Here is a 12,451-nt window from a genome sequence, read left to right as displayed (position 1 = left end):
ATGGGGAGACGTTCTTTCGGCTCTCGCCTTTATTCCTGGGTGAGGCGCTGGCCTCATGTCGCCGGGCTGTTGTTCGCAATCGTCGTCGTCGCGATTGTGTCGGTCGGCTCGGTGTATTTCGCGCCTGAGAAGGTTCGCGATGCAGCTCTTAAAACCAAGAACGACGCAAACCTGCTCGCTCAACTGCTGCCTGCTACCTTGCCGGAGCCGTCGAAAATCGAAAGCGCCTATTGGCTGCCGCAGAATTGGAGCTCGCGCCAGCGTTACTGGTTTCACCACACCTCGCAGGGGACGGCGACCATACCTGTTCCTTATCAATGGTTCCTGGCGTTGGAGCGCCCAGAGCTGTCCTTCTCTTACACGAGCTTGACGGACGACGACTACCTGCGCCGCCTTGGCTTTATCCCAAGTCCTAGCTCAAAGGACTTCGCCCGTAACGCGCCCTCATACGGTTATCACGAAGATCGGTCGAATGCGGGCGGCGGGAGCCCCGGTTGGACTCCAAACCTACCCGACAATCCAAATGGCTTGCCTGTCGGGTTTGCCATCCTTAAGGGCGGCGTCGACCCGGCGACGGGAGGCTCGTACGAAGATCAGATCGGATTGACCTGCGCCGCCTGTCATACGGGGCATCTGGAGTACAAAAATGTCAGCCTTAGGTTCGACGGTGGGCCGGCGATGGTCAATCTCGGGGAGGTTGAACGAGTCGTCGGGCTGTCTATCGGCTACACGCTGATTTTGCCGTGGCGGTTTGAACGTTTCGCCAGCAGGCTGGAGCAGATCAAAGGTCAAGGCGTTGATCGAAAGCAGCTTCGAAGCGATCTGGACCTTGCACTTCAAAAGATCAAAAAACAAAAGGCGCAGGGCGATAGGCTTTTGACGGAACAGGGAGTTGCGGATCTCGATGAAGGTTTCGGTCGACTTGACGCGCTGAACCGGATCGGGAACCAGGTTTTCTATAGCAACCTAGTCGATCCCCTGACCGGCGAACTCGCCGATCCACTCCTCAAGGGCAACTTAGCCCGCCACGATGCGCCCGTGAGCTTTCCGCCGATCTGGGACACGCCGTATTTCCTGTGGGCGCAGTATGACGCCTCCGTTCTCAACGAACTTGTTCGCAATTCAGGCGAGGCGCTCGGTGTCAGCGCGAAAATCAATATGGCCGCGCCCGCGCCCGGACGACCGCTTTTTGCCTCATCGATACATCTATCCGACATCGCGCGGTTCGAAGAGCTTCTGCGCGGCGCGGATCCTTTTTCGGCGGCCGATGCAAGCGGCAGAAAATTTACCGGGCTCGTAGCGCCCAAGTGGAAGGACGCTCAGGAAAAATTCCGGAGCGACCCAGCATGGGGCATTGACGAAAAGCTCGTTGAAAAAGGCCGCGATCTCTATCGCGCGCACTGCTTTGAATGCCACCGAGGCCCGGTCAACGATCCTGCCTTCGACAAAAGATGGCCGGCGGATTCGTTCTGGAAGCCGGAGAACCCCGATCGCTCCGCCAAGAACGAGAAGAATTGGGTGGACATAGGGGGACGCCACTATTTCAATGTGGTCCAGATGCCGGTCACGGCGATCGGTACCGATCGTCAACAATCCGATGTCCTCACCACGCGCCGCGTTCACCTACCCGAGTCACTTGGATTGAGTCCAGTCGATGACCTCAACAAAGCCTGGGCTTGCGGCCTTTCAGCGAACAAAGGGGCAGATCCTCTTTTCGTACTCGCACTCATGGACGTGGTCGGAAAGACAATCGACCAATGGATGATTGCGAACGGCACCTCCGAAGAAGCCAAGCAGCAGATCTGGGGACCCAGGAAGAATTGTCAAAACCAACGAGTCTACGTTGGGGCCCGAGCGAACCATAACGGAAAGGACGAAGATGTTCTTGCGCTCGAACCTCAATATCGGGCGCGCCCGTTGGATGGTGTTTGGGCGACAGCTCCGTATCTGCACAACGGGTCCGTGCCGACGCTGAGACACATGTTGTTGCCGCAGAAGGAGCGGCCAACGTCCTTCTGCGTTGGCAGCCGCGAATTCGATCCAGTCAATGTTGGGCTTGTTACGAAAACACAAGCGAGCGACGCCTGTGCGGCCGGTCTGACGGAATTCAACGTGTCGCTGCTTGGGAACAGCAATCGTGGACATTCGTTTGAAGGCAAGGAAACCGACTTAGCGAAGCTGCCGCCTGGTGTCATCGGGCCAGAATTGACCGACGCCGAGCGGCGCGCACTTGTCGAGTATCTCAAGACGCTGTGAGAGGTCCGTTGCCCGCACGAGAAAGTCAAAGCGAGACGTTTCGAAGTGTCGAAGCCGTTGGCTCATCTCGTCCATACGAGCAGCTCTTCCGTCGGTCGCTTCTCGTGTATTCCCCTGAGGTGGGTCAAACGCCGTCGCATATCACAGATTGTCGAAGGAATGTGAACCAGCCGACTTCCGCTGCTCCAATGAGGATTGACTTGACGTGGGCGGCGTGTTTGAGCAAAATTCCCGTCTGAGGCTGAGCTACGCACATCCTGCAGCTCTTTGTGATGTCGCCAGCAGCACTCCCCTTCTCCGCTACTGGATAAGCGTGATCGGTACATACGTTTCCCATGCCGTTTTTAGGAGTTGTGGGTGACAAGGATTGCCGTGCTCAAACCGGTCTCGTCGCTGCACTCCTCCTGCATGCCCCTCTGGGTCGCTATGCGCGCGCTGCCCGGGTGGCATTTCTCCAGGGCAATGCGCGCGCTCGCACGCCGGAATCTCTGCGCCCAGGACAGCTCAAATTCGAGCATGGTGCACCCGGAATCGACTTCATAGTCGTCGTTGCTGAGGTCGACGCCATACGCGCGCTTGAGCCCATAGGCTGATCGCATATCGTCGAAGCCATTGACGATTACAGACGGTCGCATGTCGCTGATATCGTCAGGCTTGAAATGCAGCGCCTTGCGGTTCGCCCGATCCTTAGCTCCACCTCGGATAGACCGAAATTGCCCTTCCTGAAAAGGTAGCAGGACGCCACCGTGTAGTATTGCGACCTTAAGAATCATCGGACGCCTGGCGGTGGGCACAACGACCGGAATTCTGTGGTCGATAAGACCGGCCAAAGTGCCCGGGTCAAAATCCCAATCAATCTCGTAAGTTGATGGTTCTCCCGGTTTCGGAGCGGCCGGACTCGCTTTTGACCTGCGGTCAGGTGTTGCCGTAGCGCTTGCCCTCGGACTCAACAAAGCGCGCCGAGATTGCTACTTTACCGTTCTCCTGCTCACCCGTTGTCCAATCCGCGCCCTTTCCGATTCTGCCAAACGACAGGATTGCATTTGCCGACGGGCAAGGGCCATGAAAACTCGCGTCGATCCCTCCTTCCTGGCCTCCTCCTGCTTCGCTTCCGCCTTTTTGGTGTCGTTCTTATCGTCTGTCGGAGTGCTGTCCTTGTCCTCTCTCCTGAATGCCCTGGGATTCGCCATGAACGTAATCAGCGGGATGAGGAGCGCCTGGTAATCTTCGATGTCGAAAGGGATCTCAGGTACGCCACCCTGCTCCTTATAGAAATCCTCGGCAACCCCGTTCGAACCGTCCGCGATCGCCTGTTCAAGCCGAGCGTTCCAGCTCGCAAATTGCCAATGAAGCCTGAGACTGGTCAGCTGTTGACCGGAAGCGATGATCTCGTTCTTGGGGTGCTCGCAACCAGATCGCGATCATCGGCGGCGTTGAGTGGCGGCCCTGTGTTTATGGCGAAAGTCACCGGTGGTGACAGGCTGACTGACCCCCGGTCAACCCGCGAGGTGGCCCAAGCCTTATCCAAAGGCCCCTTTCGTCCGCCCATCAAAAAGGCTGCGTTACGATGCGGATCATGTTCCTGGCGTCTCGTTCTCGCCGATCTCCTCGCGAGGTTTAGGTAGCACCGCGCGCGGGTCGCTCAGTCGAGGTCGAGGGCGAAGCCCCTACGCCGAAATTCAATCGCGTGCGACTGGCACTCTGTTCAACGCCATTGGCACGACATGCAGGCCTACGCCCACGAGAACGATCGCAGCCGATGTCAGTACCCGAAAATTCAGATGTTCTCCTAGCACTAACCCAGCCAGAGCGACCCCGAACACTGGGATCAAGAGTGCGATGGGGGAGGTCGAAGCCAGACCAATGGAAGTAATGGCTCGGCCCCAAAGAATCTGTGCCATGGCGAATGACGCAATAGCCACGTAAGCCACGGCCAGCCAGCCGGCGAGCGGCGCTTGTGTCAGCGCTTCGCCCACCGCTGGGGCAGCGGGCCGCATCAGCGCACGCGCAACCCAGACGGCAGGCAGACAGATCAACGCACTCGCACACTGCAAACGGATCACCGTTTCAGACGTTTGCTTGAGCGTCATGTTTGCGATGGCCCAGCCGGCAGCCGAGAGCAGGCATATGGCACTCGCGACCAACGGGGCCTTGCTGCCACCCGTGGCCAGCACTCCGATAAGGCCGACTACGCCCAAGGCACTTCCAACCATCGTGGTAGTCCGCACCGGTTCCCGGAGCATCAGCAAACTGAGAGCCAAGGATATGAAGACCTGAAACTGGATCAGCAACGCCGCGAGACCGGGGGACAAGCCCAGATCAATTGCCAATGTCGACAGCAGATATTGGCCGATGCCAGAGCCTAGAGTGTACGTGAGCAGAGTTCGGGCAGGCACACGCGGCCAACCGACAAGAGGGACCAGCATCGCCACGATCGAAAACCGCAACGCGGTCAGCAGATATGGATCGAAGTGGTCAAGTGCAAGTCGCACCGCGACGAAATTGCCGCCCCATAAGCCAGCAGCCCCAATTGCGCCTGCATAAGCACTGCGCTTGAGTATCATGTTCGCACGTCCTGCGAGCGCAAGCCAACGGAAGCGGAAACATCAGCGATCGTGCGATACTCGGCGTTAGCTCGAGACCGAATCGGTACGTAGGAAAAGACTTCAGCCCTCAAGCCTTTCAACAGCTCAAGCACGGACTGCCCCAGTAAATCGCCTCTCCGTTTGGAATCGGTGCTCGTAGCTCGCGCCATAACTGCGGCCCGAACTTGCGGCCCTATTCGCCCATCTGAACAGTCCCTGTTGTTGACGTAGGTCTTTTGCAGTCTCCTCATATTGAGGCGATGGTCTATAAAAAATTGCTCATCGAGAGGAATTGAAATGTCGGTTGCAGCTGTCATAGAAGCGTCGTGCATTCAATTTTGAATGGTGCATGTTGACGAGATGACCTCTCGAGTCAAACGACGCGTTTTGGTAGGTTGCATGACAATAATACCAGGCAGATATCCTTCTCTGTGGAGTCTCGACTGAGACTTTCCTACGTCGATCGGCACACAGAAGAAGCGGGATACTGGGATTGTGCAGTTCGCTGCGAGACGATTTCTAACGTTTGTCGTGCGATATAGCCAACGGCTCCGGTCTTTGGAGCTTTTGCTCGTTGCCTCGATCAACGACGTTCCACACCAGAACAGCCCTTGTAGCTGCTGCGCTGCTGGTCAAAATGAGAGCGATCACAGATGACCGTCAGAAAAATTCGATGTTTCCAAGACCTCATCTCTATTCCCGACAAGAGTGCGCCAGTCGTGACATTGTTCAGCGGCGGCCTAGATAGTTCGTACCTCCTCTGTTTCTTGTATGAGGCGGGCTTTACGAGTGTAACGGCGCTTTGTGTTGACCTCGGCGAGGCTGTCGAAGCTGAGGCGCTGGAGACGACCGCCAAGCGATTTGGCGCGGAATTGCTGATCGAAGACCGTAGGGTGGAGTTTGCAGACCGATACGTGAAGCCGGCCCTTAAGGCCCACGCGAAATACCTCGACATCTACCCGGTGAGTTCATCTCTCTCTCGCCCCTTGGTCGCGCAACGCGCGGTTTGCGTCGCGTTGGAGCGCAATGCGGGCGCCGTGCTGCACACCGCGAACCAGTCTCAAAACAGCTTGCGGCGCTTAAATACGGCGATATCTGCCGAAGACTTTTTAGGGCTTTTCGGCAGCCCTTACGAATACAGCGCCTTGTCGCGCGAAGACAAGGCGAGGGCGTTGGCGGGCTACGGTTTGACGTATTACGCCGGTCGAAAGCTTAGCGGTGACGCGAACATCTGGTGCCGAGAATTTGAATCGGGCCCATTGGATAACCCCGAAGCCTTTACGCTCCCGGAGGAAGCTTTCACTTGGTCACGGCGCCAACCTGACGTTGCCCCTTGCTCAATTTCCCTCGGCATCGAGGAGGGTGAACTCGTCCAGGTCGACGGTGAAGCTGTGGCGTTTGCGGATGCAATTGCTCACCTGAATGCGCTGGTCGGCTCCTACGGCTTTGGCCGATTCCTAGGATTGGAGCACCTGGACGAAGGCGAGAAGGTTCTGGAGGTGCGTGAGGCCCCAGCTGCGTTCATCTTGATGCAGGCCCTTCGGCACCTGGAAACCGCAACCTTGTCTGCGAACTCCATGATTCTGAAGCAAGCCTTGGAGAGAAGTTGGACGCTCGAAGCCGTGGAAGGGAGATGGAACTCGGACGTAAAGGCGGCCGCGGAAGCAGGCATATTGTCGCTCGCTCAACGCGTGACCGGAACGGTCCGCTTTGACATCGATCATCAATCGTGCCTGCCAAGTTCAATTCGCGCTGACCGCCCGCTTTACCTCACTAATCGTGATACTTGGGAAATCGAAAAGGCCCGCGAGCGCGGCACGCGTTCGCGGGCTGATTTTTTGCGGAATTACTTCGACGAGACTCCCAAAAGAAACCCAAAGTCGCGCTCAATTGAAACTCGCTTGATATCGGCTTCTATGGCTACCGGAAAGGTTGGCACCCCGCTTGTCGATGCATTGACTAGCGATGGGTACTGGGTAGAACGCGGCGCGAAGAACTTCGAACGCTGGGACTTCTACGATCCTCAGAGTTGGCATGATTTTGCGACGTGCTGGGATGATCTTCCGCTCGACGAGTATATGCGAGACGGGGGAACATATCGCTTTCGCCGCTATAGCCAGCTTTTCTACAGCGCGAATGATGGCCATCTAGCTCTGCTTCCTCACGCTCCCTACGAACAGTCGGCGATGATCAATCGGCTCAACGGAGGTTTCCAACGGCACTTCGAGGCGATCGACGGGCGATTTCTGGAGAACAGGTTTTTCCAAGGTCTGATGCGGTGGATGGGCTCTAGCTACAGTGCGGCCGCCGGCCATCTCAACTGGAATATCAAACTGCACCCGTACCGTATTGTCGCGACCGAGAGGCCTGGGGAGCCGAGTCCCGAGGGTCTGCATCGCGACGGCGTCGACTACATCTGCTCGTTCATGGTGCGGAAATGCAATGTCAACGGCGGCGAAACAGTTATAACTGATGCGAACGAAAATGAACTGGTCCGTTTCACGCTGGAGATGCCGGGCGATATTATGATTGCTGATGACAACATCGTCATGCACGGTGTGAGCCCGATCCAAATGATTAACAGGAAAAAATCTGTTGCTTACCGTGACGTGCTGGTCTGCGCGTTCACCAAGGACTGATCCCTCAACGCTGACGAGGGCGATCATGTGGTTCGCGCTTGCTCGCTGGTTGCCCTCGGCTGTTGTGACACTTCCTATCTCCTCTGGTAGTTCAGGCACTATCAATCTGTAACGCTTCCGTTGCTCTCTGAGGAGAGCGTACGTTCATCGAGCTCATCCTGGGGTGGAGGGATCACCGGCATCGGGTTCTCGTCGTGGGTTCTCGATCCCTTGTCAGCACGTCGAATCAGGCTACGCGACCACTCCTCAGGTGCATGGGCAAGCTCCCGACCAACCCGCAACCTGAGGGCATTCAAGTGGAGAGGTCGAGGCTCATGAACTGGTTGTGCGGGCTTTCCTGATAGTCGGCGAACCGCTCACAGGAAAGGAAGCCCGCGTTGCGGTAGAGCGCGACCGCAGGAGCGTGCAGCGCCGCGGTACCGGTCTCGAGGCTGAGGCGTGCATACCCTCGGTTGCGGGCTTCAGCAATGATGTGGTGCAGAATAGCGCGACCGACCCCGGTCCTCCGTGCGGCGGGCGAAGCGCGCATCGACTTCACTTCTCCATGCGTGCGATCCAGTTGCTTGAGAGCACCGAATCCAACCAGCACATGACCCTGCCAGGCCGTCCAGAAAGTAACGGCCGCGCCCGAAAGGCCAGTCGCGTCCAGCGCTCGCGCGTGCTCGCCCATGACGCTGCGCAGCTCTCTTAAGTGATATGCTAACAAGTCGGCGACATATGGCGCCGTCGGATCGTCCTGCCTGATTTCCACTTCACGCCCCGTCATTGTACTCAACCAACCAGTCGGCACTAGCGGCAGTTGCGGATATATTCAAGGTCATTCTTCATTGTGCAGCCAGGATTGGCATTGTGATCGAAAGATCGCATTGCATCGGTCCACGCGGCGGACGCCGATCGTGGTCGCCAGTAATGGCCAAATTCGACCGAGTAGTCAGGAACAAGACGCGCTCCCCGACCCACGATCTTTGGATCCAAGCGGCTAGAGAATCTTAAGCACGATCTCGACTGATCGCGCAAGCTGCCTAGCCGGTGGTTTCTTCTGCACAGATGACTGACGCAGATCACAATCGTGCAAACTCCTCGAGAGTGAGATGTACGTTCGGAATGTCCGTCTGACTTCGCGGCGGATGGACTTCGCCCGCTTCGAAGGATTCGAGCTAGTCGGGCCGCGGCCATGGGGGCCGAGTGTGGCCGCGGTATCCCTGTCGGCGAGGATGCGCGCAATGGTGCTGCCAACCAGCGCCTCCATGTCCGGTATCACAGTGGCCAGCGTGTGCCCGTCGTAGGGATTGCCTGCCAGCGCCTTCACATGGGTGACGAACCGGCAACCCTTGGCTGGCTGAGGGTGGTCGCGACGGAGACTTTGACACCGAACTCGTAAAGCCGATGGGCCTTGCCTTTGCCGATACATTCGACTTCCGACGCGTGCAGAGAGTAGACCTTCGGACCGGGTTGACGCCGTTGCTGCTCGCGCACGCGCCGCGCCAGCGCCAGCAGCTTTGCGAACGCCGCTTCGAGCCCGCCATTCCCCCCCGATCTTACGACCGATGTCGCGGATGAAGCGGCCGAGATAGGTGCGCAGCTTCTTCAGGATCCGGTTGGCGTGCTTGAACTGTTTGGCATGGGCATAGCGCTGATGCTGGATCAGGGCGATCTTATCCAGCTGCGCATAGGACTGGCGTAAATCCCCCGTTCAGCTGCGCCAGCCGCACCAGCTTCGCACGGGCCGGTTCAGAAGCTTGGCATCGATGGGGAATGTCACGTTCTTGGGCTGAACCGTGGTGTCGACGATCACCCATGGCAGCTCGGACGGTTTGATCGCCTTGGTCCTGGTGGCAACCGACAGGCTCTCGTGGATCAGCGTAACCAGCCGCTTTCTCGCCCATGCGGTTGCGCCAGCGCGCCAGCGACGAACGGTCGAACACCAGCCGGTGATGGAAGAACTCCCCGCCACCGAAGTATTGGTAATAGGATTCTCGACCCACCGCTCGCACAGCACCTCGTCGGAGAGGTCGTCGGTGTGCTTGAGAATCGCCAGCCCCGCCATCAGGCGCGTCGGCAGCGGCGGCCGGCCGGGATCATCGGTGTAGAACTCGCCGAACCGCTCCTCCAGGCACCCCCAATCCACCGTCAGCGCCACCAGCGGATGCTTCATCTCGATGATCTGGTCGAGCCGCGAGCGGAACAGATCCTGCTCTCCCGTCTCCCGTCTCCCGTCGTTCCGGTGGCCGCATTGCCTCTTGGTCCCTCGCCAAAGCTTCAAAGGCGAGTGAATCACAAATCAAGTTTGCAAGGAATCTGGAGGGTTCTGTAGGGTCGCGCTCACGTGCTGGCGCGGCATGCGCAGTTACGCGACCTCATTGAAGCCGGATTGAACGAAGGCGCGGGCGGGTATGCGCGGGTTTGCAGCTATGGGGATTGTTGGAGATCGCAAGGCCCGGTCTGCCGGCTCGGCACGTGAGGCAGAGCTGCGAGATGTGTGCATCGGGGAAGAGTTGAGATCAGGCGCGCTTTGCCGGAGATCGCGACAGGCGTTTTGCTGCATCGGACGGTTGTTGTCGCGCCGTGTGGCAGCACGGATTCGACAGCGTCCGCGAGCGGAATGACGAATGGCGATCGTTTGCACGGCATGACTTGGCTCACGATGTATCGCACCGGAACGGGGATGTTTGAGGACTGGAGCGGTTGAAGCTGTGTCGAAAGCGCTCGACGATGCGCATGACGCCACCACACTCAGGACAGGCGGGAGCCTTGGGCCACGTCAGAGCGTCCGACTCCACAGGCGACGGCTCGCCATCGTTTGCCGCTGTCCGCTCACGATCGAGAAGTTTGCGGCAAAGGGCGAGTTTGGCAGCGCGATGGCTGTTGGCCATGAAGCCGAAGTGGCGGATGCGATGGAAGCCATCGGGCAGCGTGTGAAGAAGGAAGCGGCGGATGAACTCGTCGACCTTGAGCTTCATGATCTTTGTCGTGCCGTTCTGGCGGTACGTGATCCTCGTCGAGGGCGACGAGCCGGCTGTTGGCTATTGCAACGCGATGGGTATAGCGGCCGAGATAGGCCAGCACCTGCGCGGGGCCGCCGAACGGCCGTTTGGCGTAGACGACCCAGCTGATGCGCCGCATGGCGACGAGGTGAGCTGTGAAGGCAGCAGGCTCGGCCAGGGATGCGAGATCGCCGAAGAAGTTCAGGGGGCCGGCGTCGAAGGCGGCGGTCAGACGTTCGAGGAACAGGCGTCTGAACAGCCGGGCGAGCGGTTTGACGGCCAGGAAGAACTTTGGTCGGCTGGCAATCCAGCGCGCGCTATCGGGCGAGAGGCCGCCGCCCGGGACGACGCAGTGGACGTGGGGATGGTGCGTCAGCGCCTGCCCCCAGGTGTGGAGGACGGCGACGACGCCGATCCCGGCGCCGAGCCGGCGTGGATTGGCGGCGAGCGTCGACATTGCCTCGGCGGCGGCTTTGAACAGGATCGTATAAACGATGGCCTTGTTCTGAAAGGCGATCGCGGCGATCGGAGCCGGCAGTGTGAAGACGGCGTGGAAATAGGGAACCGGCAGCAGGTCGGCTTCTCGCGCGGCGAGCCACGGGGCTCGGTCTGGCCCCTGACACTTCGGACAGTGCCGGTTGCGACAGGTAATGGGCGACGCCCATTACCTGTCTTATGGGCAAAGCCGGTAATGGGGAGCTGGCGATCGCGATCACCGTATTTTCCTGTGTATTGCCGCTCTCGAGCTCTCCATTACAAGTCGCCCGTGCGGCCCCGTTGGGTCGGCCACTGATGGCCGGTCACATACGGAGACGAACATGTTGGAGACGTACTTTTCGGCGGCGAAGATGCTGGGGCATCTGCGCAGCGGGCCGAGCGGGCCCTACCTTGACGGGTTTGCAGCGGCACTGGAGCAGCAAGGCTATGGCCCCGAGACAGCGGTACGCAATTTGCGAGCGGCGGCTCACAGCGGCCATGTCATGGCCGAGCAAGGCGCGGGCCTAACGGACATTGATCTCGCCGCGTTCGACGAGCACCTGCGCACTTGCCGGTGTCCACGCGCCAAAGGCGGCCGGCGCAACCACCACACCATCTACGGTGCCAGGCTCTTTCGTCGGCACCTCGTCGAGCTCGGCCTTTGCCGGTCCGCAGCCGTGGGGCAGCACCCGCCGAGCCGCAGCTGGTCGCCGACTTCAAGACGTGGCTGCGCAAGCATCGCGGCGCATCCGATCCCACCGTCAGGCTCTACGCCCGCGACGCCGCGGGCCTGATGATGGAGCTTCGATCTGACCCGGCCGGCTGGAGGCCGAACGATGTCCGCAGCTACGTCCTGGAGCGCGCGAGCAATAGCGGGAGTGGCACGATCGAGAAGATGACGACGAGCCTGCGGGCTTTCCTGCGGTATCTCGCAGTCGCAGGCCGTTGTCAGGCAGGTCTCGACGGCGCCGTTCCGGCCTACGCTCATTGGCAGCTTGCCGACATGCCCCGGTATCTGTCGACCGAGCAGGTCGACCGGCTGATCGCTGCCTGTGACGGCGACGCCGGCGCGCGCCGGCGTGATCGTGCGATCGTTCTTTTGTTGGTGCGCCTCGGCCTGCGGGCCGGTGACGTGGCGCAACTGCGCCTCACCGATATCGAGTGGCAAACAGGGTCGCTGCGGGTCTGCGGCAAGTCGCGCTACGAGGTCCGGCTGCCGTTGCCGCAAGACGTCGGGGATGCGATCGCCGCCTACCTCGAATGCCGGCCGTCTACCCGCCGGAGCGATCTCTTGTTCCTGCGTACGATCGCGCCGTGCCGGCCATTCCGACGAGGCGACGGCATCTCGTCGGTGGTAAAGCGCATCATGAAGCGGGCCGACATCGTGGCGCCGGTCAAAGGGGCCCACGCTCTGCGGCAAACCGCGGCGACCGAGATGCTGCGCCACGGCGTGCCGCTCGACAAGATCGGCCTCGTCCTTCGGCATCGCGGCATCGACACGACGGCCTAT

General features: G+C 59.5%; 6 protein-coding genes and 2 pseudogenes. 3 read left to right on the top strand and 5 right to left on the bottom strand.

Features of this window, described 5'->3' with window-relative positions:
- Entirely contained in the window at window positions 1-2,256 is a 2,256-nt protein-coding gene (locus tag ABIB90_RS05325) for a di-heme-cytochrome C peroxidase (protein WP_354101413.1), read from the top strand.
- Between the two features lie 344 nt (window positions 2,257-2,600).
- On the opposite strand, the gene ABIB90_RS05320 is transcribed toward ABIB90_RS05325, so the two are convergent.
- The gene (locus ABIB90_RS05320) at window positions 2,601-3,029 is read right to left on the bottom strand and encodes a hypothetical protein (RefSeq protein WP_354101414.1); all 429 of its coding nucleotides are present in this window, start codon (window positions 3,027-3,029) and stop codon (window positions 2,601-2,603) included.
- Between the two features lie 906 nt (window positions 3,030-3,935).
- Complete coding sequence (locus tag ABIB90_RS05315) at window positions 3,936-4,820, bottom strand: DMT family transporter (RefSeq protein WP_354101415.1); 885 nt, start codon at window positions 4,818-4,820, stop codon at window positions 3,936-3,938.
- A 674-nt stretch (window positions 4,821-5,494) separates the two neighbouring features.
- Between ABIB90_RS05315 and ABIB90_RS05310 the strand changes: the two genes are divergently transcribed.
- A complete protein-coding gene (locus tag ABIB90_RS05310; protein WP_354101416.1) occupies window positions 5,495-7,480 on the top strand; it encodes an argininosuccinate synthase-related protein in 1,986 nt (661 codons plus the stop codon).
- 292 nt (window positions 7,481-7,772) lie between these two features.
- Here the strand turns inward: ABIB90_RS05310 and ABIB90_RS05305 are convergent, their stop codons facing one another.
- From ABIB90_RS05305 to ABIB90_RS05295, 3 genes and pseudogenes are all read right to left on the bottom strand, one after another.
- Window positions 7,773-8,246, bottom strand: coding sequence for a GNAT family N-acetyltransferase (locus ABIB90_RS05305; RefSeq protein ID WP_354101417.1), 474 nt, complete (start codon window positions 8,244-8,246; stop codon window positions 7,773-7,775).
- A gap of 412 nt (window positions 8,247-8,658) precedes the next feature.
- Window positions 8,659-9,743, bottom strand: a pseudogene (locus tag ABIB90_RS05300) (IS5 family transposase); the annotation flags it as partial.
- 376 nt (window positions 9,744-10,119) lie between these two features.
- A pseudogene (locus ABIB90_RS05295) lies at window positions 10,120-11,113 on the bottom strand (IS91 family transposase); the annotation flags it as partial.
- Window positions 11,114-11,602: 489 nt separating this feature from the next.
- Here ABIB90_RS05295 and ABIB90_RS05290 point away from each other — a divergent pair.
- A partial coding sequence (locus ABIB90_RS05290) for a tyrosine-type recombinase/integrase (protein WP_354200392.1) occupies window positions 11,603-12,451 on the top strand: 849 nt, incomplete at its 3' end.

This window comes from Bradyrhizobium sp. JR4.1 (assembly GCF_040548605.1).
Lineage (GTDB): Bacteria > Pseudomonadota > Alphaproteobacteria > Rhizobiales > Xanthobacteraceae > Bradyrhizobium > Bradyrhizobium canariense.
Note: the sequence above shows the minus strand (reverse complement) of the source record. Positions and strands in the feature narration are given on the sequence as shown.

Excerpts from the sequence above, each read along its gene's own strand:
- ABIB90_RS05315 (WP_354101415.1), bottom strand. The coding sequence starts at position 4,820 with ATGATACTCAAGCGCAGTGCTTATGCAGGCGCAATTGGGGCTGCTGGC.
- ABIB90_RS05305 (WP_354101417.1), bottom strand. The coding sequence starts at position 8,246 with ATGACGGGGCGTGAAGTGGAAATCAGGCAGGACGATCCGACGGCGCCA.
- ABIB90_RS05320 (WP_354101414.1), bottom strand. The coding sequence starts at position 3,029 with ATGATTCTTAAGGTCGCAATACTACACGGTGGCGTCCTGCTACCTTTT.
- ABIB90_RS05310 (WP_354101416.1), top strand. The coding sequence starts at position 5,495 with ATGACCGTCAGAAAAATTCGATGTTTCCAAGACCTCATCTCTATTCCC.
- ABIB90_RS05325 (WP_354101413.1), top strand. The coding sequence starts at position 1 with ATGGGGAGACGTTCTTTCGGCTCTCGCCTTTATTCCTGGGTGAGGCGC.